Origin of the sequence: Rhizobium sp. S152 (genome assembly GCF_030380735.1) — a bacterium.
GTDB lineage: Bacteria > Pseudomonadota > Alphaproteobacteria > Rhizobiales > Rhizobiaceae > Rhizobium.
On sequence record NZ_JAUDRZ010000011.1, the window covers coordinates 24,925 to 49,566 of the forward strand.

General features: G+C 61.9%; 23 protein-coding genes and 1 tRNA gene. 18 read left to right on the forward strand and 6 right to left on the reverse strand.

The features are described from left to right. Positions 1–4: 4 nt before the first annotated feature. The 7 genes from secA (at position 5) to QTL95_RS14840 (ending at position 9,093) form a co-directional block, all read left to right on the forward strand. A complete protein-coding gene (gene secA, locus QTL95_RS14810) occupies positions 5–2,713 on the forward strand; it encodes a preprotein translocase subunit SecA (RefSeq protein WP_289720727.1) in 2,709 nt (902 codons plus the stop codon). Positions 2,714–2,911: 198 nt separating this feature from the next. Then, on the forward strand, positions 2,912–4,027 hold the full coding sequence (locus QTL95_RS14815; RefSeq protein WP_289720728.1) for a D-alanine--D-alanine ligase family protein: 1,116 nt from the start codon (positions 2,912–2,914) through the stop codon (positions 4,025–4,027). Beyond that, positions 4,020–4,214: a hypothetical protein gene (locus tag QTL95_RS14820; protein ID WP_289720871.1), complete on the forward strand. Its 195-nt coding sequence runs from the start codon at positions 4,020–4,022 to the stop codon at positions 4,212–4,214. The genes QTL95_RS14815 and QTL95_RS14820 overlap by 8 nt, the downstream gene beginning before the upstream one ends. A 124-nt stretch (positions 4,215–4,338) precedes the next feature. Further along, positions 4,339–5,751: a lipopolysaccharide biosynthesis protein gene (locus QTL95_RS14825; protein ID WP_289720868.1), complete on the forward strand. Its 1,413-nt coding sequence runs from the start codon at positions 4,339–4,341 to the stop codon at positions 5,749–5,751. A gap of 4 nt (positions 5,752–5,755) precedes the next feature. Further along, on the forward strand, positions 5,756–7,033 hold the full coding sequence (locus QTL95_RS14830) for a GNAT family N-acetyltransferase (RefSeq protein ID WP_289720729.1): 1,278 nt from the start codon (positions 5,756–5,758) through the stop codon (positions 7,031–7,033). 81 nt (positions 7,034–7,114) lie between these two features. Continuing rightward, positions 7,115–8,341: a three-Cys-motif partner protein TcmP gene (locus QTL95_RS14835; protein WP_289720730.1), complete on the forward strand. Its 1,227-nt coding sequence runs from the start codon at positions 7,115–7,117 to the stop codon at positions 8,339–8,341. Next, positions 8,341–9,093 carry a DUF5131 family protein gene (locus QTL95_RS14840; RefSeq protein WP_289720731.1) on the forward strand — a complete coding sequence of 251 codons (753 nt, stop codon included), beginning with the start codon at positions 8,341–8,343 and terminating at the stop codon, positions 9,091–9,093. Before QTL95_RS14835 ends, QTL95_RS14840 begins: the two co-directional genes overlap by 1 nt. Here QTL95_RS14840 and QTL95_RS14845 read toward each other — a convergent pair. Beyond that, positions 9,090–10,736: an AMP-binding protein gene (locus QTL95_RS14845; RefSeq protein ID WP_289720732.1), complete on the reverse strand. Its 1,647-nt coding sequence runs from the start codon at positions 10,734–10,736 to the stop codon at positions 9,090–9,092. The genes QTL95_RS14840 and QTL95_RS14845 overlap by 4 nt on opposite strands. A gap of 159 nt (positions 10,737–10,895) precedes the next feature. On the opposite strand from QTL95_RS14845, the gene QTL95_RS14850 reads away from it, so the two are divergent. Continuing rightward, positions 10,896–11,876 carry an aldo/keto reductase gene (locus QTL95_RS14850; RefSeq protein ID WP_289720733.1) on the forward strand — a complete coding sequence of 327 codons (981 nt, stop codon included), beginning with the start codon at positions 10,896–10,898 and terminating at the stop codon, positions 11,874–11,876. A 5-nt stretch (positions 11,877–11,881) separates the two neighbouring features. On the opposite strand, the gene QTL95_RS14855 is transcribed toward QTL95_RS14850, so the two are convergent. Then, complete coding sequence (locus QTL95_RS14855; RefSeq protein WP_289720734.1) at positions 11,882–12,460, reverse strand: TetR/AcrR family transcriptional regulator; 579 nt, start codon at positions 12,458–12,460, stop codon at positions 11,882–11,884. Between the two features lie 126 nt (positions 12,461–12,586). On the opposite strand from QTL95_RS14855, the gene QTL95_RS14860 reads away from it, so the two are divergent. Beyond that, positions 12,587–13,885, forward strand: a complete 1,299-nt coding sequence (locus QTL95_RS14860; RefSeq protein WP_289720735.1) for an MFS transporter — start codon at positions 12,587–12,589, stop codon at positions 13,883–13,885. A gap of 122 nt (positions 13,886–14,007) precedes the next feature. Then, a tRNA-Leu gene (locus QTL95_RS14865) sits at positions 14,008–14,092 on the forward strand. A gap of 52 nt (positions 14,093–14,144) precedes the next feature. On the opposite strand, the gene QTL95_RS14870 is transcribed toward QTL95_RS14865, so the two are convergent. Continuing rightward, positions 14,145–14,882: a hypothetical protein gene (locus tag QTL95_RS14870; protein WP_289720736.1), complete on the reverse strand. Its 738-nt coding sequence runs from the start codon at positions 14,880–14,882 to the stop codon at positions 14,145–14,147. Positions 14,883–15,690: 808 nt separating this feature from the next. Here QTL95_RS14870 and QTL95_RS14875 point away from each other — a divergent pair. From QTL95_RS14875 to QTL95_RS14885, 3 genes are all read left to right on the forward strand, one after another. Further along, entirely contained in the window at positions 15,691–17,433 is a 1,743-nt protein-coding gene (locus tag QTL95_RS14875; protein WP_289720737.1) for a cation:proton antiporter domain-containing protein, read from the forward strand. Positions 17,434–17,552: 119 nt separating this feature from the next. Next, on the forward strand, positions 17,553–18,149 hold the full coding sequence (locus QTL95_RS14880; protein ID WP_289720738.1) for a YqaA family protein: 597 nt from the start codon (positions 17,553–17,555) through the stop codon (positions 18,147–18,149). A 44-nt stretch (positions 18,150–18,193) separates the two neighbouring features. Further along, complete coding sequence (locus tag QTL95_RS14885) at positions 18,194–18,706, forward strand: disulfide bond formation protein B (protein WP_289720739.1); 513 nt, start codon at positions 18,194–18,196, stop codon at positions 18,704–18,706. A gap of 49 nt (positions 18,707–18,755) precedes the next feature. Here the strand turns inward: QTL95_RS14885 and QTL95_RS14890 are convergent, their stop codons facing one another. Together QTL95_RS14890 and QTL95_RS14895 are read right to left on the reverse strand one after the other, a co-directional pair. Further along, the gene (locus QTL95_RS14890; protein ID WP_018901511.1) at positions 18,756–19,313 is read right to left on the reverse strand and encodes an HNH endonuclease; all 558 of its coding nucleotides are present in this window, start codon (positions 19,311–19,313) and stop codon (positions 18,756–18,758) included. Between the two features lie 111 nt (positions 19,314–19,424). Then, a complete protein-coding gene (locus QTL95_RS14895; protein WP_289720740.1) occupies positions 19,425–20,069 on the reverse strand; it encodes a DNA-3-methyladenine glycosylase family protein in 645 nt (214 codons plus the stop codon). 143 nt (positions 20,070–20,212) lie between these two features. On the opposite strand from QTL95_RS14895, the gene gluQRS reads away from it, so the two are divergent. Next, positions 20,213–21,094 carry a tRNA glutamyl-Q(34) synthetase GluQRS gene (gene gluQRS / locus QTL95_RS14900; protein ID WP_289720741.1) on the forward strand — a complete coding sequence of 294 codons (882 nt, stop codon included), beginning with the start codon at positions 20,213–20,215 and terminating at the stop codon, positions 21,092–21,094. On the opposite strand, the gene QTL95_RS14905 is transcribed toward gluQRS, so the two are convergent. Beyond that, a complete protein-coding gene (locus QTL95_RS14905) occupies positions 21,041–21,973 on the reverse strand; it encodes a YihY/virulence factor BrkB family protein (RefSeq protein WP_289720742.1) in 933 nt (310 codons plus the stop codon). The genes gluQRS and QTL95_RS14905 overlap by 54 nt on opposite strands. A gap of 77 nt (positions 21,974–22,050) precedes the next feature. Between QTL95_RS14905 and QTL95_RS14910 the strand changes: the two genes are divergently transcribed. The 4 genes from QTL95_RS14910 to QTL95_RS14925 all read left to right on the forward strand — a co-directional run bounded on the left by QTL95_RS14910 (position 22,051) and on the right by QTL95_RS14925 (position 24,633). Further along, entirely contained in the window at positions 22,051–22,884 is an 834-nt protein-coding gene (locus QTL95_RS14910; protein ID WP_289720743.1) for an SDR family oxidoreductase, read from the forward strand. 18 nt (positions 22,885–22,902) lie between these two features. Beyond that, complete coding sequence (locus tag QTL95_RS14915) at positions 22,903–23,106, forward strand: twin transmembrane helix small protein (protein ID WP_037182265.1); 204 nt, start codon at positions 22,903–22,905, stop codon at positions 23,104–23,106. 19 nt (positions 23,107–23,125) lie between these two features. Then, positions 23,126–23,704, forward strand: a complete 579-nt coding sequence (locus QTL95_RS14920) for a cob(I)yrinic acid a,c-diamide adenosyltransferase (protein WP_289720744.1) — start codon at positions 23,126–23,128, stop codon at positions 23,702–23,704. Positions 23,705–23,844: 140 nt separating this feature from the next. Continuing rightward, positions 23,845–24,633 carry a rhomboid family intramembrane serine protease gene (locus QTL95_RS14925; protein ID WP_289720745.1) on the forward strand — a complete coding sequence of 263 codons (789 nt, stop codon included), beginning with the start codon at positions 23,845–23,847 and terminating at the stop codon, positions 24,631–24,633. The last annotated feature ends 9 nt before the right edge of the window (positions 24,634–24,642 follow it).

Genomic DNA, 24,642 nt, shown 5'->3' on the forward strand with positions numbered 1-24,642 from the left:
TCATATGGTCAGCTTTGGCGGCATTGCCCGCAAACTTTTTGGCTCTGCCAATGATCGCCGCGTGCGGTCCTTCACGCCGAACGTCGCCGCAATCAATGCGATTGAAGAAAAGACCAAGGCCCTCTCCGACGAACAGCTCGCCGCCCAGACGGTCGAGTTCCGCAAGCTGCTGGCCGAAGGCAAGACGCTGGACGATATCCTCGTTCCCGCCTTCGCCGTCGTTCGCGAGGCATCGCGCCGCGTTCTCGGCATGCGACCTTTTGACGTGCAGCTGATCGGCGGCATGATCCTGCATTCGAACGCGATCGCGGAAATGAAGACGGGTGAAGGCAAGACGCTGGTCGCCACCCTTCCCGTCTATCTGAACGCGCTGTCTGGCAAGGGCGTCCACGTCGTCACCGTCAACGACTACCTCGCCCAGCGCGACGCGGCCACCATGTCGCGCCTTTACGGCTTCCTCGGCCTGACCACGGGTGTCATCGTCCACGGTCTCTCCGACGAGGAGCGCGCCGCCGCCTACAATTGCGACATCACCTACGCGACCAACAACGAGCTCGGCTTCGATTATCTGCGCGATAACATGAAGTACGAGAAGAACCAGATGGTCCAGCGCGGCCATAACTTCGCGATCGTCGACGAAGTCGACTCCATTCTGGTCGACGAAGCCCGCACGCCGCTGATCATCTCCGGCCCGCTCGACGACCGCTCCGATCTCTACAACACGATCGACGCCTTCATCCCGCTGCTCGTCGAGAGCGACTATGAAATCGACGAAAAGCAGCGCTCGGCCAACTTCTCCGAAGAGGGCACCGAGAAGCTGGAAAACCTGCTGCGTGACGCCGGCCTTCTGAAGGGCACCGGCCTCTACGACATCGAGAACGTCGCGATCGTCCACCATGTCAACAACGCGCTGAAGGCCCACAAGCTCTTCACCCGCGACAAGGACTACATCGTCCGCAACGACGAGATCGTCATCATCGACGAATTCACAGGCCGCATGATGCCGGGCCGCCGTTATTCGGAAGGCCAGCACCAGGCGCTGGAAGCCAAGGAACATGTGAAGATCCAGCCTGAGAACCAGACGCTGGCGCAGATCACCTTCCAGAACTACTTCCGCATGTACGACAAGCTCGGCGGCATGACCGGTACCGCGCAAACGGAAGCGGAAGAGTTCGGCAACATCTACGGTCTCGACGTCGTCGAGGTCCCGACCAACCTGCCGATCAAGCGCATCGACGAGGACGACGAGGTCTACCGGACCTTCGAGGAGAAGTACAAGGCGATCATCGCCGAGATCGCCGACGCGCAGAAGCGCGGCCAGCCGGTTCTCGTTGGCACGACCTCGATCGAAAAGTCCGAGCTGCTCGCCGAGCTGATGCGCAAGCAGGGCTTCAACAACTTCCAGGTCCTGAACGCCCGCTACCACGAGCAGGAAGCCTATATCGTCGCGCAGGCCGGCGTTCCCGGCGCCGTCACCATCGCCACCAACATGGCGGGCCGCGGTACCGACATCCAGCTCGGCGGCAACCTCGAAATGCGTGTCGAGCGCGAGCTCGGCGAAGTCGAGGAAGGTCCCGAGCGTGATGCAAAGATCGAGGCTATCCGCGAAGAGATCAAGCAGCTCAAGGAACAGGCGCTGGCCGCCGGCGGTCTCTACGTCATCGCCACGGAACGCCACGAAAGCCGCCGTATCGACAACCAGCTGCGCGGCCGTTCCGGCCGTCAGGGCGACCCGGGCCGCTCGAAGTTCTACCTGTCGCTCCAGGACGACCTGATGCGCATCTTCGGCTCGGACCGCATGGATTCGATGCTGACCAAGCTCGGTCTCAAGGAAGGCGAGGCAATCGTCCATCCCTGGATCAACAAGGCTCTGGAACGCGCGCAGAAGAAGGTCGAAGCCCGCAACTTCGATATCCGCAAGAACCTCTTGAAGTACGACGACGTCCTGAACGACCAGCGCAAGGTGGTCTTCGAACAGCGCCTCGAGCTGATGGAAGCGGCCAACATTTCCGAGACCGTTTCCGACATGCGCCGCGAGGTCATCGAGGATCTGGTCCAGAAGCACATTCCCGAGCGCGCCTATGCCGAGCAGTGGGATGCCGCCGGCCTCAAGGAGCAGACCAACGCGCTCCTCAATCTCGATCTGCCGATCGAGGACTGGGTCAAGGAAGAAGGCATCGGCGAAGACGACATCCGCGAGCGCCTGACGGAAGCGGCCAACGCCGCCTTCACCGAGAAGGCCGAGCGCTTCGGCGACGACATCATGCATTACGTCGAGCGTTCGATCGTCATGCAGACGCTGGACGCACTGTGGCGCGAGCACATCGTCAACCTCGACCACCTGCGCTCAGTCGTCGGTTTCCGCGGCTACGCCCAGCGCGACCCGCTGCAGGAATACAAGTCGGAAGCCTTCGAGCTCTTCACCTCGCTGCTCAACAACCTCCGCCAGGCGGTCACCGCCCAGCTGATGCGTGTCGAGCTGGTGCAGCAGGAGCAGCCGGAACCGCCCGCCATGCAGGCGCACCACTTCGACCCGAACACCGGCGAAGACGAATTCGGCTCGGTCTATCAGGCGTCCGAAGTCATCGTGGCCCCGGAAAACCGCAACCCCGACGACCCCGCAACCTGGGGCAAGGTCGGCCGCAACGAGGTTTGCCCCTGCGGCTCCGGAAAGAAGTACAAGCACTGCCACGGCGCTTTCGAGCAGGCCTGAGAGCGGTAGCACAAGATAAGAAGCCCTCGCGATGGAAGCATCGCGAGGGCTTTTTCTTGTTTGCAACGCTGCGCCGCCGGCGCCAAACCCCTGAACGTTGCCGACCCATCCGGTCCAGCCGCAAAACCGTCGTTTTGTTCGCGAAGCTTGCCGCGATATTCAACGCGATTGCCGCACCTGCTAGGGGATAATTCCATCATGCCGACCACGCCAGCCGTCAAGCCCGACGCTTCCACCGCCTCCCGCCTACGCGTTGCCGTGCTCTTCGGCGGCCGCTCGCCCGAACATGATGTCTCGATCCTCTCGGCCACCAATGTGGTCAACGCCCTCGACCCCGACCGCTACGACGTCCTTCCCGTCTTCGTGACGAAGGAAGGACAATGGCGACTGCTGTCTCGGGAAGCGGATCTGGCCGCGGCGGCGACCGCAGCCAATGCGCCAGAGGTGGTGCTGCTGCCCGGCGGTCGCGGCAGGCTGCTGGCGATCCCCGGCGACGCCCCGCCCTACGAACTGCCCGCCATCGATATCCTGTTTCCCGTCCTGCACGGCATGCACGGCGAGGACGGCTCGGTGCAGGGCCTGGCGGCAGTCGCCCGCGTGCCGCTTGCCGGCTGCGGCATCCTCGGCTCGGCCACCGCGATCGACAAGGACATCGCCAAGCGCCTGCTGCGCGACGCCGCGATCCCGGTGGCCAAGGGCCTCTGCATCGAGGACGGCGCAGCGCCCGCCTTCGACGCTGTCGTCAAGGAACTCGGCCTCCCGCTCTTCGTCAAGCCGGCCCGCCAGGGCTCGTCGGTCGGCGTCAGCAAGGTCGGCGATGCCGAAAGTTTCGCGAGGGCACTCGAAGAAGGCTTCAGGCACGACAGCAAGCTCGTCGCGGAAGAATTCATCGCCGGCCGCGAGATCGAGTTCAGCGTGCTAGAACAGGCCGACGGTTCGCTCTTCGTCTCGCTGCCGGGCGAGATCGCGCCGGCCGAAACCCATGGCTTCTACAGCTACGAGGCCAAGTACGTCGACGAGAACGGCGCCGCGCTCCGCGTCCCGGCACAGCTGCCGAAAGAGATCGAGGAAGAGCTGCGCCGCACCGCCGCCAGTGCCTTCAAGGCGCTCGGCTGCGACGGCATGGCGCGCGTCGATTTCTTCGTGGCGCCGGATATGTCCTTCGTCGTCAACGAACTCAACACCATCCCCGGCTTCACCAACATCAGCATGTACGCCAAGGCCATGGCGGCATCAGGCATCGGCTATGCCGAGGTTCTCGACCGGCTGATCGAACGCGCGCTTTCCGTCGCTCGTCTGCGTCAACATGGCTGATGTTGTGCCGGGCGATTTTGCGGTAGTGCTCCCTCACGACAGAGTGCCGAGTAACAGCCTGGAAATATTCAAGACGATGGACTGGTTCATTTTAGTTTTCCTCCCGTTCAAGCTACTCGTGTTGGCCACGGGCATGTTCTTCGCCATCAAGTGGCATCACGATCAAGAGAAGCAGAAGAAGAAGTAACGCAGCCGGCGGGCCGCAGGCGCCCGCGCGCCGGTTAAGCCCGGCAGCGCCGTCACAACCGTTTCTTAACGCTGTTCTGTCACAACCAAAGGCACGATTTGCCTGAGAGTTTTGCGTGTTCATGATGGCGGTCATCGAGACAGCGGAGAAGATGCTGCCGGCGAGGTTGCGCCTGGCGGGCGGCCGCGCCTTGCGCGCTTTCGCCTCGATTCTTGCCGCGCGCGGCGAGAAAGCCGTCGCCCAGCGCATGGCGTTGACGGCGTTTGCCATACGCATCGTCAGCGCAGCACTTGCCTTCCTGTCGCAGATCGTGCTGGCACGGCTGATGGGCGAATACCAGTACGGCATCTTCGTCTTCGTCTGGGTGCTGGTGGTGATGGTCGGTGACCTCTCCTGCCTCGGCTTCCACACCGCCATCGTCCGCTTTTTGCCGCAGTACAAGGCGACTGGCGCCTTCGCCGAGATCCGCGGCCTGACAGGTGCCGCACGCATCTTCGCACTGCTGTCCGGCACTCTGGTACTCGCCGTCGGCATGATCGGGCTGCACCTCCTGGGCGACAGGATCGAGACCTATTATCTCCTGCCGATCTTCATCGGCCTGCTCGCCATGCCGATGATAGCGCTCGGCGATATTCTGGAAGGAACCGCCCGCGCCAACCACTGGCCGGTCATGGCGCTGAGCCCTGTTTATATCATCCGCCCGGTCCTCATCATCCTTTTCATGCTGGCGGCGATCGGCTTCGGCGCGCCGCACACAGCCGTCACCGCCATGCAGGCCGCACTTCTGGCGACCTATGTCACCGCACTCGGGCAATATGTCGCCACGCTGATCCGGCTTCGCCGCCACTACCACCAAGGACCCCGCAAGGTCGATTTCCTTGCCTGGCTGAGCGTCGCCTTCCCGATCTTCCTCATCGAGGGCGTGAGCTTCCTGCTCACCAATTCCGATGTCGTGGTCGTCGGCATCTTTCTCGATCCGCACGAGGTCGCCATCTATTTCGCCGCCGCCAAGACCATGGCGCTGGTGCATTTCATCAACTTCTCCGTCAAGGCGGCGTCCGGCCCGCGCTTCTCCTCGATCATCGCCGAGGGAACCCGCCAGGAACTCGAGGTGGCCGCCATCGATGCGGCCCGCTGGACCTTCTGGCCGGCGCTCGGCGTCGGGCTTGTGGTGCTGGCGGCCGGCCACCTGCTGCTGTCGCTCTTCGGCGGCGCCTTCACGGCAGGCTATGTCCTGATGGCGATACTGCTCTCGGGCATTCTCGCCAAGGCGCTGGTCGGCCCGGCCGAGACGCTGCTGATGATGTCGGGCAAGCAGAACCTCTGCGTCGCGCTCTACGCCGGCGCGCTGACCGCAAACGTGACGCTGAACGTGCTCCTGATCCCCGTCCTTGGCATCGAGGGCGCGGCGATCGCCACGGCGTCGGCCATGGGCGTTGAAGCCATCCTGCTGCATCTCGCCGTGCGCCGCGCGCTCGGCATCACCCTCTTTGCCTTCGCCAAGCCGGCGATCTCCAAGCCAGACATGAAAGCCTGACAGAATGGTGCGCACTCCTCCCGCAAGCGAGACGACGGACGCCACGACGAACCGGATGGTTCACGAGCTCGCGGCGCTGGAATTCGACACGCCGAAGGCCGATGCCCGCGTCGAGGTCGGCCGCCCGGGCCGCGAGATCTGCGTCTATTCCGGCAAGCTCGGCTACGAACTGCAGGACGAACTGGACTTCCTCTCCAACCGCGCCATGGAGCCCAACGTCTTCTTCACCGGCCGCTTCTTGGCGCCCGCCATGCCGCGCCTCGACGACCGCGACGTCAACTTCGCGCTGATCCGCGACCAGAACGGCACGCGCAGCCGCATGCGCTTCCTCATGCCTTTCTCGGTGGAAAAGCCCGGCTTCTCCGTCGGTCCCTCGATCATCCGTGTCTGGTCGAACAATTTCGGCCCGCTCGGCACACCGCTGATCGACGCCGAGGACGCCGCCGAGACGCTGGACAATCTCTATGACGGCCTTGTCAACCGCGACCTGCGCCTGCCGTCTGTTCTTGTTCTTCCCGATGTCCGCCTGAACGGCCTTTTCGCCCGTATGGCCCGCGCCGTCGCCATCGGCCGTAACCTGCCTGTGACAGTGACCAACCCCTATCAGCGCGCCATGCTGGAGAGCGACGAGGATGCTGTCGAATATCTGCGCAACGCCGTCTCGTCCTCGCACATGCGCGAGATGCGCCGCCAGTGGCGCCTGCTCGAGGAACAGGGCACGGTGGTCTACAACGTCGCCCGCCAGCCGGGCGAGATCCACATGCGCTTCGAGGAATTCCTGGCGCTGGAGGCGGGCGGCTGGAAGGGCAAGAAGCGCAGCGCGCTCGTGACCGACCGCTATCACACCGCCTTTGCCCGCGAGGCAGTCTCCAACCTCGCGGCGATCGACGCCGCGCGCATCCACACCATCGATTTCAACGGCAAGGCCATCGCTTCCACCGTCGTCCTGATGATGGGCGGCGAGGCCTACACCTGGAAGACCGCCTATGACGAGGCCTATGCCCGCTACTCGCCGGGCAAGCTTCTGATGGGCGAGCTGACCGAATGGCATCTAGACGACGCCAACATCGTCCGCTCCGACAGCTGCGCCGCCCCCAACCACCCGATCATGGACCGCTTCTGGCGCGAGCGCGAGGACATGGGCACGGTCGTGATCGGCCTCAATCCCAACGGCGACCGCGACGTCCGCCAGGTCGCCGCCCAGCTCCACATGTACAGCAGCACCCGCAACATGGCGAAGATGCTGCGCCAGAAGATCATGTCGCTGGCGCGGCGGGGGTGAGGTTTTAGCGACTTACAGTACTGTAATGGCATCTCGGCGTAGACTAAGTAAGCGGCGAAGCACCGTTAAAGTTGCCGACCCATGAAATTATACCAAAAGCTTGCATATGTTCGCTTTATGTTCTATTGTTTGATTGAGCGAATCACCAATACCATCATTAGTTGTTTCAACAATAAAATGATGGCGCCGATGACAAGGAAGTTTTTTGAAGAACGCGGAGATCAATCCGCTGTAAAAGCCGAAATTGTGCAGAAATATTTCACTGCATGGGCGAACATAGTGCTTCCGACTACTCAACAATTTGGTGGTGGAAAGATTGCATACATCGACCTTTACGCCGGGCCGGGACGATATAAGGATGGAGCGGCATCCACACCTTTGCTTGTGCTGCAAAAGGCGATCGAAAGCCCTAAGATTAGTGCCGCCCTTGTGGCTCTTTTCAACGACATGGATGAAAACAATACCCAGAGTTTGCAGGCGGAAATTAATGCGCTGCCCGGAATCGAGCGCCTGAAGAATCCTCCGACGGTGAATTGTAATCCAGTCGACAAAGATGCCGAAGAATACTTCGCGAAGACGAAGATAATACCATCATTCACTTTTTTAGATCCCTTCGGCTACAAAGGTCTGTCGTTACGACTTGTGAATGGCGTTATCAAAGACTGGGGTTGCGACTGTGTATTCTTCTTCAACTACAACCGCATCAGCCTGGGCATATCGAACCCGTTGGTTGAGGAGCATATGGCCGCGCTGTTCGGCAGCAAACGATGTGCAGAATTGAAAGCCCGTGTGGAGGGCGCAAAACCTGCGCTCCGTGAACAGGTGATTCTTGAGGAGCTTTCGCAAGCACTAATTGAAATGGGTGGGAGCTTTGTTTTGCCATTTCGATTTCGAAACGATAAGGGGCGCCTCACACACCACCTAGTGTTTGTGTCCAAAAATTTTAAAGGATACGAGGTTATGAAAGATATTATGGCCTCTGCAAGCTCAAGCTCAGACCAAGGCGTGGCTTCCTTTGCGTACTCGCCCGCCGATTCATCGATGCCGCTGCTATTCGAATTAACTCGTCCGCTCGATGATCTGGAAGGCATGCTGAAGAAGGAATATGCTGGTAGGACGGTCGAAATGCGGACGATCTACGAGCAGCACAGTGTCGGACGACCTTACTTGAGCAGGCACTACAAAGGAGTCCTTGGCAAAATGAGCGACGAGGGCGTGGTAACAGTGTCCGATCCGGAGAATAAACCCCGTAGGCGCGGGACGTTTGCGGATCGCCTATTGGTTACGTTTCCCAAGGCTGTATTGTAATGGCGACAAATTCCAGAATCGAGTGGACGGAAGCTACTTGGAACCCCGTAGCAGGTTGCAGTATTATCTCGCCAGGTTGCACGCATTGCTATGCAATGCGTATGGCAGAACGCTTGGACTTGATGGGGCAAGAAAAGTACAGAGGCCTCACACGACGAAGTGGTGGTCGGCCTAAATGGAATGGGAAAATTAGGCTCGATGAAAATGCACTCGCGATTCCTTATGCATGGAAGACGGGGCGCATGATATTCGTGAATTCAATGTCTGACCTTTTCCACGAAGAGGTGCCAATTGAGTTCGTCTCCCGGGTTTTCTCCGTAATGAAAGACTGCTCAAGGCACACTTTCCAAGTTTTGACTAAGAGATCAGACAGACTATTCTCCATAGCGAATAAGCTTGATTGGCCGACCAACGTTTGGATGGGTGTGAGCGTCGAAAGCGCCGATTACAAGCATCGCATTGACGACTTGCGAGCAACTCCGGCGTCTGTAAAATTTCTAAGCCTCGAGCCTCTTGTCGGCGACGTCGGACGTCTAAATTTATCGTCGATCGACTGGGCGATTGCGGGGGGAGAAAGTGGACCGGGTGCGCGACCAATGGAGCCGTCTTGGGTGCGCTCTATACGTGATCAATGCGTCGATGCCGATGTAGCATTCCATTTCAAGCAATGGGGCGGTGTGAATAAAAAGCGAGCCGGACGTCTTTTAGATGGTCGAACTTGGGACGAATTTCCCATGGCTGCAGCCGCCTAGATATCTCTCCAACCAAACTCTGCCGCCGCCCGCTCCCGGAGCACCCGCCGGATCACCTTGCCCGTCGTCGTCAGCGGCAGTTCCGGGACGAACGTCACCTCGCGCGGATATTCGTGCATGGAGAGCCGCATCTTCACCCATGAAGCAATCTCGGCCGCCAGTGTATCGCTCGGCTCGATGCCTGGCGCCGGCACCACATAGGCCTTGACGATTTCGGTACGAACGGGATCGGGCTTGCCGACCACCGCAGCAAGCTGAACGGCGGGATGGCCGAGCAGGCAGTCCTCGATCTCGGACGGCCCGATGCGATAGCCCGACGAGGTGATGACGTCGTCGTCCCGGCCGAGAAAGGTCACATAGCCATCGTCGTCCTCTCTTCCGAGATCGCCGGTCAGCAGCCAATCTCCGGCAAACTTGCGCTTGGTCGCCTCGGAATCGTTCCAGTAGCCGAGGAACATCACCGGATCCGGCCGCGCCACGGCGATCTGCCCGGCCTCGCCCGATGGCAACGGCCGGCCGTCATTGTCGACGATGGAAACCCGATGCCCCGGCACGGCGCGGCCGATGGCGCCGGGCCTGCTCACCCCGAGCGCGGCATTCGACGAGAGCACGAAGTTGCACTCCGTCTGGCCGTAGAATTCGTTCACCTTGATCCCGAGTGTCCGCTTCACCCACTCGAAGGTCTCGGCACCCAGCGCCTCGCCCGCCGAGCCGATGGTGCGCAGCACCAGATCGTACTTCGCGCGCGGATCGGCAACCGACTTGAGCAACCTGAGCGCCGTGGGCGGAATGAAGCCGTTGCGCACCTTCATCTCCGCCATGATACGATAGGCCATGCCGGCATCGAACTTCTGCGCCGGCGAAGAAACGACGGGAACACCCAGCACAAGGCTCGGCAGCAGCGCATTGAGCAACCCGCCCGCCCAGGCCCAGTCCGACGGCGTCCACATCTTGTCGCCCGGCTGCGGATAGCCCTCATGCGCGAACTGGATGCCCGGAAGATGCCCGGCGACGACCTGATGCCCGTGCAGCGCCCCCTTCGGCGGCCCCGTCGTGCCCGAGGTAAAGATCATCAGCGCCGGATCGCGCGGGTCCGTCGGCACGACGGTAAACCGGGCCGAATGCGCGGCGAGCAGCGCGGCGAAGGACAGCGCCCCCTCCTCCCCGCCATCGACCGAGACGACCGCGCGAAGCTCCGGCAGGTGCTGCCTGATCTTCGCGATCCGCTCCAGCCCGAACCGGTTGGTGACGACGACGGCCGCACCCGCCGATTTCAATCGGTACTCCAGCGCCTCGACGCCGAAAAGCAACGCCAGCGGCAGCGCGATCGCCCCCATCTTGTAGATCGCCGCATGGGCGATCACGGTCTCGAAGGATTGCGGCAGAAGCAGCGCCACGCGGTCCCCGCGTTTGATACCCATCGACACCAGCGCATTGGCAAACGCCGACGAGCGTTCGGCGAGCATCCCATAGGTCATCGACAGATGGTTGCCGTCGGGGCTGAAATGCTCGAGGCAGACACGATCGGGCTCGCGCGCCGCCCAGTCGTCGCTGATGGCGCGGCCGATGTTGAAATCCTCGGGTATCGTCCACGAAAAATCGCGATAAAGCGCGTCGTAATCACCGCGCGGCGGCAGTCTCATAGGGGCAAAGTCCAGTAAATGCTGCGGCAGCTAACACCTTGTTTAGCGATTGCGCAAGCGACAGCCCGGCTTCACATCATGGAGAGCATTGCGGACTTTGGCCCCAACCGCCCTAAGTGAGCAGACGCCCCCACCAATAAATAGACCAGGAGCAGTTTCATGGATTATGTGAAGTTCGCAGGCACAGGCTTGGAAGTCTCGAAGATCTGCCTGGGATGCATGACCTTCGGCGAGCCGGACCGCGGCAACCATGCCTGGACGCTGGGCGAGGAGGAGAGCCGGGCGCTGATCAAGCAGGCGCTGGAGGCTGGCATCAACTTCCTCGACACCGCCAACACCTATTCTGATGGTTCCTCGGAAGAGATCGTCGGCCGCGCCATCAAGAGTTTCGCCCGACGCGAGGACATTGTTCTCGCCACTAAGGTCTTCAACCGCATGCGCCCTGGCCCGAACGGCGCCGGCCTGTCGCGGAAGGCGATCTTCGACGAGATCGACAACAGCCTGAAGCGCCTGGGCACCGATTATGTCGACCTCTACCAGATCCACCGCTTCGACTATACCGTGCCGATCGAGGAAACGCTGGAGGCGCTGCACGACGTCGTGAAGGCGGGCAAGGCGCGCTATATCGGCGCCTCCTCCATGTATGCCTGGCAGTTCGCCAAGATGCTTTACACGTCGAGAGCCAACGGCTGGACGCCCTTCGTCAGCATGCAGGACCACCTGAACCTGCTCTACCGTGAGGAGGAGCGGGAGATGCTGCCCTTCTGCGAGGACCAGAAGATCGCCGTCATCCCCTGGAGCCCGTTGGCGCGCGGGCGCCTGACGCGGGACTTCGACGAGAAGACCGCGCGCAGCGAAAGCGACGAATTCGGCAAGACGCTCTACAAGCAGGCCGAGGACGCCGACCGCGCGATCATCGACACCGTCGGCAAGCTGGCCAAGGAACACGGCGTCTCCCGCGCCCAGATCGCCACCGCCTGGATCCTGCAAAAAAGCGCCGTTACCGCCCCGATCATCGGCGCCTCGAAGGCGGCACACCTCGACGATGCCGTCGCGGCGCTCTCCGTGAAGCTCGGTGCGGAAGAGATCGCAGCGCTGGAGGTGCCCTACGTGCCGCACAGCATTGAAGGCTTCAAATAAGATATCTAGCGACCGGCCCGCGGCGACAGCGCGTCGCGGGCGGTGAACAGGAAGCTGTCGGAGAGTTCGCGGCTTTCCACGGCGCGCGCCAGGATGACGGCGCCCATCATCGACGACAACGTCGTGAACCCCTTCTCGCGCCGCTCCTCCGGCGTCTCGCCGTCAACGATCGTGCTCAGGATATCGACCAACGCCGACAGCCCGTCGTTGAAGGTCGAGCGCACCGCGCCGTGGCTGCGGCTCACCTCCTGCACGAGTGAGGCAAAGACGCAGCTGCCGCCGGGATCGTCGACGCTGCAGCGGGAGAGATAGTGATTGAGGAGCGCATCGAGCGGCGCATCCGGCGCGCCTGCTATGATCTCGTTCCAGCGGATCTTCACCCGCTCGATCAGCGCGCGGCTGACTTCGAGCGCCAGATCTTCCTTTGATTCGAAATGGCCGTAGAAGCCGCCATGGGTGAGCCCCGCCGCCTTCATGATCTCGGCCACGCCGGTGGAATCGAACCCCTTCTCGCGAAACAGCACGCCCGCGACACCGAGGATCCTCTCCCGGTTTTCCGCGAATTTCTCCCGGCTGACACGCATGGCAAGGCTCCCAAAAAACAGCGCTTGACAATTTATATGACGTCCATCATCAATAATCAACAATTATGATGATAGTCATCTAAAACCCCGGTGTACGCTCGTCGCCAACCCAAGCGGAATAGCCCCATGGTCTCCACTGCACTTGCCTCCACGCTGGCGCGGCGCAACATCCACTACGGATGGGTCGTCGTCGCCGCCACCTTTCTCACCATGCTGGTCACGGCGGGCGCCATGGGCGCGCCGGGCGTGCTGATAAAGCCGCTGCAGGACGAGTTCGGCTGGGAGACGTCACAGATTTCCTCCGCGCTCGCCGTCCGCCTGTTGCTCTTCGGCCTGATGGGCCCCTTCTCCGCCGCCTTCATGAATTATTTCGGCGTCCGCAAGGTCATCGTCTTCGCCATGATCCTGATCTCCAGCGGCTTCGTGGGCTCGCTGTTCATGACCGAGATCTGGCAGCTTCTGCTGCTCTGGGGCATCGTCGTCGGCCTCGGCACCGGCCTGACCGCCATGGTGCTGGCCGCCACCGTCTCGGCCCGCTGGTTCACCAGGCATCGCGGCCTCGTCGTCGGCATGCTGTCGGCGAGCTCCGCCACCGGCCAGCTGGTCTTCCTGCCCTTGATGGCTGAGCTGACAGAGAGCTACGGCTGGCGCGCCACCGTCTTCTTCGTCTGCGGCATGATCCTCTTCGCGGCGCTGGTCGTGCTCGCCTTCATGCGCGACCGCCCCTCCGATCTCAACCTTCCCTCCTTCGGCGAGGACCGCGTCACCCCGCCGCCGGCGCAGAAGGGCGGCCTCATGACCATGCTCGCAGCCCCGATCGTGGTCCTCAAGGACGTCTCGAAGACCTCGACCTTCTGGATCCTGTTCGCCACCTTCTTCATCTGCGGGCTGAGCACCAACGGCCTGATCCAGACCCATTTCGTCACGCTTTGCGGTGATTTCGGCATCTTGCCGGTGGCAGCCGCCAGCGTGCTTGCCGTCATGGGCATCTTCGATTTCTTTGGCACGATCGGCTCCGGCTGGCTGTCCGACCGCTTCGACAACCGCTGGCTGCTATTCTGGTATTACGGCCTGCGCGGCCTGTCGCTGCTCTTCCTGCCGTTCAGCGATTTCTCCTTCTACGGCCTGTCGATCTTCGCCGTTTTCTACGGTCTCGACTGGATCGCCACCGTGCCGCCAACCGTCAAGCTCGCAGCCGAGCGTTTCGGCAAGGAAAAGGTCGGCATCGTCTTCGGCTGGGTCTTCACCGGCCACCAGCTGGGCGCGGCCACGGCCGCCTACGGCGCCGGCCTCTCGCGCACCGAGCTGCAAAGCTATCTGCCCGCCTTCTTCATCGCCGGCGCCTTCTGCCTGCTCGCCTCCATCCTGGCAATCACGATCAAGAAATCCGGCATCCCCACCCCGGCCGTCTCCGCCGCCCACTGAAGACACCCTTCCGGCCGAAACCATTCGGCCGGAAGCCCCACGAAATCAGCCCGATAACTTCGCCCGCCGTCTTGCGCCATCAGTCAAACGCATGCTAGACACCCGCCTCGTCGGTATCCGTTGCCCCATTGGCGGAATTGGTAGACGCGCTCGACTCAAAATCGAGTTTCGAAAGAAGTGCTGGTTCGACTCCGGCATGGGGCACCACTGGACTGTAAGGCCCGCCGAAACCGAACTCCCGTCATCTCGGTTGCCTTTTCTAGGCCGCACGCTTGAACGTTTCGATCGCGCTGTCCAGCTGGATGATCTTGGCCGTACGCCCAAGAAGCGGCAGATGCGGTGTGTTCTCACTATCCGTAATGACCGCAACGCGTACTGGCGATTGTTCGCCAAGGTCCTTGATGTCGAGAAATTTCGACACGGCGGCGTGCACGGACGACGCATGAGGCACGACCAGATCGAATAGCGACGTGTGCCCTCCGATCTCAATCATAGCATCGAAATTCCAGGGCGAACTCGCACCTCGAACCATGACCTCACGCGCGACATGCGCCTGAGGAAAGGCCGCCGCCAACCGCGACCAAAGCTCGGATCGCTGATCCATAGCACGCTTCTCGGATATCCGCGCGGCCGTATGATCGACGGCTTCCTTGGACGCGTTGGCAACGGCAATTGCCGCAGCAACCAGGGCTTCGCGAGGAACCTCGATATCGAAGACCATATCGCTGTCGAATCTGACGCCAAACCGCTCTGCGGCCGCCTTGGCTATCCTTGTGAAAACAAGACTTCCGTCCATCAGGTCGGCTTCGCGCCGTCCCGCCCCTAGGTCAGAGACGAAGTATCCCTCTTCACTTTCCTGAAAGCTAAGTACGACGCGGGCGCCGCCTGGATAAAGCAGCGGCGTAACCACCATGGCCCCGTCATTTCCACCGCGGGAATAGGAGAGCGCACGGGATACCTCTTCGGCAATCGCGTTTATCGAGATTTTATCGATCATATCGCAAGCTCCCATTCCAATCAGGCGCAGGCAAATCGTCAAGGCCGGATATGTTGAAATGCATTCCAATCGCTGCACAGATTTCTCTGAAAGACTGTGGCTCTGTATCCAGCGCCCGAGCATTTGGCAAATTGCCTACGGGAACGAATGCATCGACCCCGATCCTGACATTATCCTCGCATGTGTGGATATGAGAACCGTTAATTTCCGGCGGCAAGTGATACTGTCGCCAGTGTCTATTCGTATGCGGCGCGGGCGGAGCAAAGTCGACCCTGCTGACGCACACCCACCGAACTGAGTCATGTATCTCAAAAGTTGCCGTGACATCTTCCATTGGTCTATTGCGCCAGACGACAATCCGAATGCGAACGTCTTCCATTGCGATATCGCTACTGTCAGAAACCGTGACGATCATCTCCGACCGCAATGCCAGATCGGAGAACAATGGAAGCCTCCCCGCTTCCGCAGCATGTTTCCTACCTTCACGATATATTGGCCCTTCAGACCATGAAGGCCAATTGAAGATGCCCTTTGGTTCGGCGACGATTGCCTGCCAAGCTTCCAATTTAGGCGGACGTGAAGAACTCACCAAACCTCCCGAGCGGCAACAGCTTACACGCCTTTGCTTAATATTAATTCTCCGTTACTCGCCATATTGGTGTCAACAGTACCACCTGTTGATATTTGGGGCCTTGGCATGGTCCGGCGTTCGATTAGCCGGTACTGCTGCCTCCAAACCTAAATCAACGGTTTAATTTCCCCCGCACTTCGGTCAAAGTGCCCGCTCCCAAAAGGAGAACACATACACGTGCATCACGAAGTCCCGCTCATCGCCACCATTGCCGTCAGCTTCGTCTGCGCGGCCGTTCTCGGCTATGTCGCCGATCGGCTGCGGCTGCCGCCGCTGGTGGGGTATCTGATGGCCGGCGTTTTCATGGGGCCGATCACGCCTGGGTTCGTGGCCGATAGCGGGCTCGCCGGGCAACTGGCGGAGATGGGGGTCATTCTCCTGATGTTCGGCGTCGGCCTGCATTTTTCCGCGGCCGATCTTCTGGCCGTGCGGGGGATCGCCGTGCCCGGCGCCATCATCCAGATTCTCGTTGCGACGGCGCTGGGCTGCCTGCTTGCGGAGTGGTGGGGCTGGAGCCTCGGGGCCGGCATCGTTTTCGGTCTCAGCCTTTCGGTCGCCAGCACAGTGGTCTTGTTGAAAGCGCTGGAAGAGCGAAATCTCATCAATTCGGCGAGCGGCCGCGTCGCCATCGGCTGGCTGATTGTCGAGGATCTGGCCATGGTGCTGGCGCTGGTGCTCCTGCCGGCGCTGGCCGAGCTTCTCGGCGGCCATGCCGCCGCCGATGCGCATGGCGCAGGCATGCCGCTCTACCTGACGATCGGGATCACGCTCCTGAAGGTCTGCGGCTTCGCGGTCCTCGCCGTCGTTCTCGGCCCGAAGGTGGTGCCATGGCTGCTGACGCTGGTGGCAAAGACGGGATCGCGCGAGCTCTTCACGCTGACGGTCCTTGCCATCGCACTCGGCATCGCCTTCGGCTCGGCGCAGCTCTTCGGCGTGTCCTTCGCGCTCGGCGCCTTCTTCGCCGGCGTCGTCATGAGCGAATCCAACCTCAGCCACAGGGCGGCAGCCGATTCCCTGCCGCTGCAGAACGCCTTCTCGGTGCTGTTCTTCGTCTCGGTCGGCATGCTGTTCGATCCGTCGATCCTGATGCGCCAGCCGCTGGAGGTCTTCGCGGCGCTGCTGCTGGTCATCCTCGGCAAGGGCCTGATTTCCTTAGTGGTGGTCACGCTTTTGCGTTATCCCGTTGGCATGGGCCTGACGGTCGCCGCCGGCCTGGCGCAGATCGGCGAATTCTCCTTCATCCTGGCAGGCCTCGGCATCACGCTCGGGCTGCTGCCGCAGGACGGGCAGGATATCATCCTGGCAGTGGCGCTGATATCGATCACCCTCAACCCCGTCGTCTGCGCGCTCGCGGAGTTCCTGCACGGCAAGGTCCAAAGGAAATGGCCCGAGCTCGGCGACCGGTATGGCCGTCGCAAGCATGAAGCGTTGGGCCGCGAGCTCGAGAAGATCCGCGCGCTCGGCGAGGCCCGCCAGCGCGCCCACCAGCTCGAAATGGAGGAGCTGATCGCCACCTTCCCGCTGTTTGCCATGGTCGACGAAGACTCGCAGGAGGAACTGCTGCTGCTCTTCCGGCCCAAGTCGGCGCTGCCGGGCGAGCGCGTCATCCGCAAGGGCGACCGCGGCGACGGCCTCTACTTCCTCTCCTCCGGCGCCGTCGAGGTGCAGCTGCCTGGTGGAGACATCCCGCTGGAGCCGGGTGCCTTCTTCGGCGAGATGGCGCTGCTGTCGGGCGGGCGCCGCACCGCCGATGTCATCGCCGTCGATTTCTGCCAGTTCCTGGTGCTGGAACGGCGCGATTTCAACATGTTCACCGCTAAGCACCCGGTGCTGCGCCAGGCCGTCAGCGACATGGCCAAGGAGCGGCGCGAGATGAACTACATGCGCCAGAAGCACGTCCACCCCTCCGAGGTGGAATAGCGCGACACAGGCAATCACGAAGTTTTTTGGGACGCCCGTCTCACGAACGACACAGCAAGCATTTACAGCGCGCGACGAGCCCAATAATGCTCGTTGGATCGTGACCTGAAAGGACCCGAATGCTTCGCAGACTGTACGATTGGACCATGTCGCTGGCCGCGCGCAAATCGGCCGAAGTCTGGCTCGCCGTTATCGCCTTCGTCGAAAGCTCGGTCTTTCTGGTTCCCGCCGACGTTCTCTATCTGCCCATGGCGCTTGCCAAGCCGGAGCGTGCCTATCGCTACGCGCTGGTGGCGACCGTCGCCTCGGTGCTCGGCGGCATCGCCGGCTGGATGCTCGGCTATTACGCCTATGACACCATTGCTCGCCCGGTCCTCGAATTCTACGGCAAGCTCGACGCTTTCGAGCAGATGCGCGTCTACATTCACGACGAGTGGGAAATCCTGCTGCTGCTTCTGGTGACGTCGGGCCTTGCCCACCTGCCGCCGATCAAGGTGGTGACGATCCTTGCCGGCGTCATCCACATGAACCTCGGCTTCTTCGTCATCTCGGCGATCGTTGCCCGCGGCGCCCGCTTCTTCTTCCTCGCCTGGCTGCTGCGCCGCTACGGCGAGCCGATCCGCCACTTCATCGAGAAGCGCCTCGGCCAGATCACGGCAATCGTCGCCGGCCTGCTGATCGCGCTCGGCGTCGCCTATAAGCTGCTCGCTCACTGATATCGCCCTGGCGCCCCCATGCGCCGATTGCCCGGAGCCCCCGCATGACTGCCTCCTTCTCCCTTCGCCGCCCGACTTTCGTCTATTCGATCCTGCTTGCGATCGGCATGGCCATCGTCATCGGCTCCGCGCTCGGCTTCCAGTATATCGGCGGCTATATTCCCTGCGAGCTCTGCCTGATGCAGCGCCAGCCCTATTATTACGGCATCCCGCTCGTCATCATCGGCGCCATCACCTCGGCACTCGGCCTGCCGAACTGGATCGGCCGCACGTTCCTGCTGGCGGGTGGCCTTCTGATGGTCGTAGGCGCCGGCATGGGCGTCTATCACGCTGGCGTCGAATGGCATTTCTGGGCCGGCCCCACCGCCTGCTCGACCAGCGCCGGCAGCATGACGCAGAATGCCGGCGATCTCCTGACCGAGCTCAACACCATCAAGGGTCCCTCCTGCACGGAAGCGGCTCTCCGCGTGCTCGGTCTGTCGATGGCCGGCTGGAACGTGATCGCAAGCCTCATCCTCGCCGCCTTCGCCTTCATCGGCGTGCGCAAATCGGCCTGATCAGGAAAGCCTGATCAGTTAGGCGTGAAGCGATCCTGGCCACAAACGATCAGGGCTGCAGTTCGCTATCCCAGTAGAGATAGTCGAGCCAGCTGTCGTGCAGATAGTTCGGCGGGAAGAGCCGGCCATTGTTGTGCAGGTCCTGCACGGTCGGCTGGTAGGGCTTCTGATGCGGGAACATGCCTGCCTGCTTCGGTAGCTTGCTGCCCTTCCTGAGATTGCAGGGAGAGCAGGCCGCCACGACATTCTGCCACGTCGTCTCGCCGCCATGGGCGCGCGGAATGACGTGATCGAAGGTCAGGTCGTTGTGATCGCCGCAATACTGACACTCGAACTTGTCGCGAAGGAACACGTTGAAGCGCGTGAAAGCCGGATTGCGCGAAGGCTGCACATAGGTCTTGAGGCAAACGACACTTGGAAGCCGCATCGAATAGCTCGGCGAGGAAACCGAATGTTCGTACTCTGCGATGATGTTTACGCGGTCAAGAAAAACCGCCTTGATCGCGTCCTGCCAGGACCAGAGCGACAAGGGATAATAACTCAGTGGCCGATAGTCAGCGTTCAGAACGAGCGCTGGCAGGGCCTGAGGTGAAACAGCAATCGTCAAGGCACTCTCCTGATCGATTCGGCATCTGCACTCTTATATTAGGCCGGTTGTGACGGCATTGTGAAGTCCAATAAATTCAAGGACGACCATGGCTTTTGTAAGTGTTGCCGTTCAGACGACCGGAACCAGCCCACGGCCGAGCTTTACCGCATAATAAGCCCAGAAAAGCCGGGCCGCCACCGATCTCCAGGGCGACCAGATTTCCGCCATGGCGGCCAGCCCTTTCGCCGCCGGTCGGTCCGTGAGGCCGAATGCCGCGGCCACGGCGTTCTGGAGCGCGATATCGCCGGATGGAAAGACGTCGGCGTGGCCGCCCGAGAACATCAGATAGACCTCGGCGGTCCATGGTCCGACGCCCTTCAGCGCCGTCAGTGCGGCAAGCGCCTCCTTCGGCGGCAGGCCGGAGAGCGCCTGCAGGTCGAACCTGCCGGCGGCAATCGCCTCAGCGATCCGCGTCAGGGTCTCGGCCTTCGCCCGCGACAGGCCGAATTCGCGCCATGCCTCGGGGTGGAGCGCCGCGTAGGTCTCCGCCGTCAGCACGGCCTCGCCGGGCCGCATCCGCCGCCAGATGGCTTCGGCACTCGCCCGCGACACCATCTGCGACACGATGATATGCGCCAGCCCCTCGAAGCCGGGCTCCCGAAGCCGGAGCGGCAGCGGACCTGCATCGGCGGCGATCGAAACGAGCCGCGGGTCGATGACGAGCAGTTCCTCCAGCCCTTGTCTCACATCCTCGTCATTGCGAATGATATGCACGCTTCCTCGCGATATTCAAAGCATGTCTCCCGAAAGTGGTCACCGGTTTCGGGAAAAAGACATGCGAAAAAACAAAGATCTAGAGCGCAACAAGCGCATCTGAAAGATCGCGACGCGCTCTAGATTCCGTGGCAGAAGAAAGCATGATCGCGATTCCCCGTCAAAAGCCCGTCTTCCGGTTTGCCCCGAGCCCCAACGGCCCGCTGCATCTCGGCCACGCGCTCTCAGCCCTCCTCAACCGCGACATGGCGGATGCGGCGGAGGGGCGCCTGCTGCTGCGTATCGAAGACATAGATCTGACCCGCTGCACACCCGAATTCGAAGCGGGCATCCATGTCGACCTGCAATGGCTAGGCATCAATTGGGAAAAACCGGCGCGCCGACAGTCGGAACATTTCGCGGACTACCAGGCGGCGCTGAAGAGTTTGATCGATCGCGGCCTCGCCTACCCCTCCTTCCTCACCCGTAGCGAGGTCAAGGCGCGCGTGCAGGTATCGGAAGCGGCGGGCACGCAGTGGCCGCGCGACCCCGACGGCTCGCCGCTCTATCCCGCCGATGATCGGGAGCGCTCGCACGACGAGCGCGAAGCGATGCTCGCGACCGGCCGCAAACATGCCTGGCGGCTGGACATGGCAAGGGCGCTGGAAACGATCGGCGAACCGCTCGTCTGGAGCGAAACCGGCGACGGCGAGCGCGGCGCGATGAAGGCCGACCCCGCCGCCTGGGGCGATGCGATCCTGTCGCGCTCCGACGCCCCCTCGAGCTATCACCTCTCCGTCGTCGTCGACGATGCACTGCAGGGCGTGACCCATGTTGTGCGCGGCCTCGATCTCTTTCATGCCACCGCCGTGCACCGCGTTCTGCAAGCCCTGCTGGGCCTCCCGGTGCCGGTCTATCATCACCACCGGCTGGTCACCGACGCGGATGGGCGCAAGCTGTCGAAAAGCGCTGGCGATACCGGACTTGCTGAGTTACGAGCCCGAGGTTTCTCGGCGGGAGATATCCGCGACCTTGTCGGTCTTTGACGGTTCCTGGCCCTGACCGCTCAGGAAATTGTGCGAGAAGATCGCCCGCACCCGGAACTTCAGCAGTGCGGCATTCAGTTCCGCGCCGATGATGAAGATGACGCCGACCATATAGAGGAAGATCAGCACGATCATTACCGAGGCGAGGCCGGCGTAGGTGGCGGCATAGTTGGCGAAGGTCGCCAGATAGTAGGCGAAGATCAGCGCCCCCACGAGCCACAGGATCAGTGTCAGGAGCACGCCGGGCACAACGTCGAACACGCGCCGGCGGCCGGCCGGCAGCCAGAGGTGGACGACGAGCAGCCCGACCGTCAGCACGAAGAGCGTGCCGTAGATACGCCAGTCGAACACGATATCCAGCGTATCGGCAAACAGCGGAAACCACTGCCGCGCATAATCGAGCGCCAGCGGCACCGCGACAAGCATGATGCTGATCGCCGCGAAGATCGTGACCGCGATGACGACGAAGCCGAGGCTGGCGAGGCGGGTGAAATACCAGGGCCGCGTTTCCTGGACGCGATAGGCGCGGTTGAGCGAGATGCGCAGCGCCTCGACGCCGTTGGAGGCGAAGTAGGCGGCGGCCAGCACCGACACCGTCAGCAGGCCGCCGCGCGGCACGGTGAGGACCTGCACCACCTGATCGACCAGCGGCTTGGCGATCGCTTCCGGCCAGGTATCGAAGATCAGGTGGATCGCCCGGTCGGAAAACTGGTCGGCGCCGAGAAAATTCGCCAGTGTCGTTCCGAAGATCAGGAAGGGAAAAACCGCAAGCAGGCTGGACAGCGCCACATGGCTCGCCATGGCGAAGCCGTCGTCGTCGAGGAAATGCCAGATCGCATCGTAAACAACATCGTACAAGACGCGAAAAAGTCTCGGCATTCCGTCTCCCGGCATTCCAGATTGTGTCCTTCGTGCGAATATGGGAAACGAGTCGCATTTTGTACAGGAAACAATCCATGCCGGATCAGCGCACCATCATCGTGACAGGATGCTCCTCCGGCATCGGCGCCCATTGCGCCCGCGCGCTGAAGGCCGACGGCTGGCGGGTGTTCGCTACCGTGCGCAGGCACCAGGATCTCGCGGCACTCGAGCGCGACGGCATCGAAGCCTTCTTCATGGATTATACCCGAAGCGAAACGATTTCCGATTTCGTGCGGGATGTAACGGAGCGCAGCGGGGGCCGAATCGACGCGCTCTTCAACAACGGCGCCTATGGCCAGCCGGGCGCGGTCGAGGATCTGACGACCGACGTGCTGCGCCAGCAGTTCGAGACCAATGTCTTCGGCTGGCACGAGCTCACCCGCCAGGTCATTCCGCTGATGCGCAGGCGCGGCCGGGGCCGCATCGTCCAGTGCTCGTCGATATTGGGCGTCGTGCCCTACCGCTATCGCGGCGCCTACACCGCATCCAAGTTCGCGATCGAGGGCCTGAGCGTGACGTTACGCATGGAATTGCAGGGATCGGGCATCCATGTCAGCCTCATCGAGCCCGGACCGATCACCTCGCGCTTCACCGCCAATGCGCTTGCCAAGATCAAGGAGAACATCGACGTCACCAATTCCGTGCATGCGGCAGATTACCGCCGCCAGCTGGCGCGGCTTGACGGATCGGGCGGAACCAACCGACATAAGCTCGGACCGGAGGCGGTCTATGCCGTTCTGAAGCACGCATTGACCTCGTCCAAGCCTAGACCACATTACCCCGTAACCACGCCGGCGAAGCAGGGCATGCTTCTGAAGAGATTTCTGCCCGCAGATCTCTTCTATCGCCTGATGCGCTGGACGGACTGACAGAAAGCGTAAAGCAGCATGGCCAGCGTCACCTATGTCCTCACCTTCATCGTCATCGGCCTTGTCGGCATCGTGCTGATCCGCGGGCTTTTCAACATGATGAAGGGCGGCGATGCCAATCTTTCCAACAAGCTGATGCAGCTGCGCGTGCTGCTGCAGGCGGTCGCCGTGCTGTTGATCATGCTGACGCTGTGGCTGACGGGCGGCGGGCGCCCCAGCTGATCATTGAGGAGGAGCAGCCATGGTAAAGCTCAACAAGATCTACACCCGCACCGGCGACGACGGCACCACGGCGCTCGTTTCCGGCAGGCGCCGCGCCAAGGACGATCTGCGCGTCGAGGCCTTCGGCACCATAGACGAGGCAAACTCGGCGATCGGCATCGCCCGCCTGCACATGCAGGGTATGCCTGATCTCGACGCCATGCTGATGCTGATCCAGAACGATCTCTTCGACCTCGGCGCCGATCTCGCGACGCCCGATACCGGCAAGCCGTCGGAATACGAACCGCTGCGGGTCATCGAAACCCAGGTCGGGCGCATCGAAAGCGACATCGACACGCTGAACGCCGATCTGCAGCCGCTCACCTCCTTCGTCCTGCCCGGCGGCCACTCCGCCGCAGCCCACCTGCATCTCGCCCGCACCATCGCCAGGCGCGCCGAGCGGCTGATGGTGTCGCTGTCGCGCGAAGAGGGCGAGATCGTCAGCACGGCCGCGCTGAAATACGTCAACCGCCTGTCCGATTTCCTCTTCGTCGCAGCCCGCCACGCCAATGATCGCGGCCATGCGGATGTGCTTTGGGTTCCGGGAAAAAACCGATAGCTTCGTCCCATTGGAGCAATTCCAGGAAAAGTGCGAAGCGGTTTTCCTGGAATTGGTTGAAAATAAAAGGATAGAGCTGTTCCGCGATTCGACGAAAAGCGGAATTGCTCCAGTGACGCGAACGCCCGGGGGCAGGCTTCATGTTCATACCGCTGCACGACGCCAACACGCTGAAGCACATCAAGGTTCAGTGGGTGACGATGGGACTGATCGCGCTCAACGTCGCCATCTGGCTGTTCACCGGCGTGATCGCCGATACCGACATATCGCAGGCCGCGACCGTGGGGCTCGGCTATATCCCGGCGGTCGCCTTCCATTACGCGACGCTGGAGCCATCCCTCATCCTCGTGCCGGAATCCTGCACCTACGTCACCTACGCCTTCCTCCATTCCGGCTTCTGGCACCTCGCCTCCAACATGATCTTCCTCTGGGTCTTCGGCGACAATGTCGAGGATGCGATGGGCCATCTGCGCTTCCTCGTCTTCTACCTTGCCTGCGCCGCCGCCGGCGCCCTGTTGCATGGGCTGGTCGGCACGACGTCTGAGGCGCCGCTGATCGGTGCGTCCGGCGCCATCTCCGGCGTCGTCGCGGCTTATGTCATGCTGCATCCGCGCGTGAAGGTATGGGTTCTGGTCTTCATGCGCGTGCCGCTTCCCTTGCCGGCTTTCGTGCCGCTGCTCTTATGGATCGGCCAGCAATTCGCCATGCTGGTGCTCGATCCTGATGGCGGCGTCTCCTGGGGTGCGCATGTCGGCGGCATCATGGCTGGCGCGCTGCTGGTGCTGGTGATGCGCCGCCGCGGCGTCCCGCTTTTCGACCGCGAGGTCGTCACCCCCAAGGCCGTGCGCGACCGCGCCATCCCCAATCCCGCCATGGCCACGGCGCCCGGCCAGCAGCCGCGCGCCCGCCTGCCATGGGACAAGCCATAGCAGCAATAT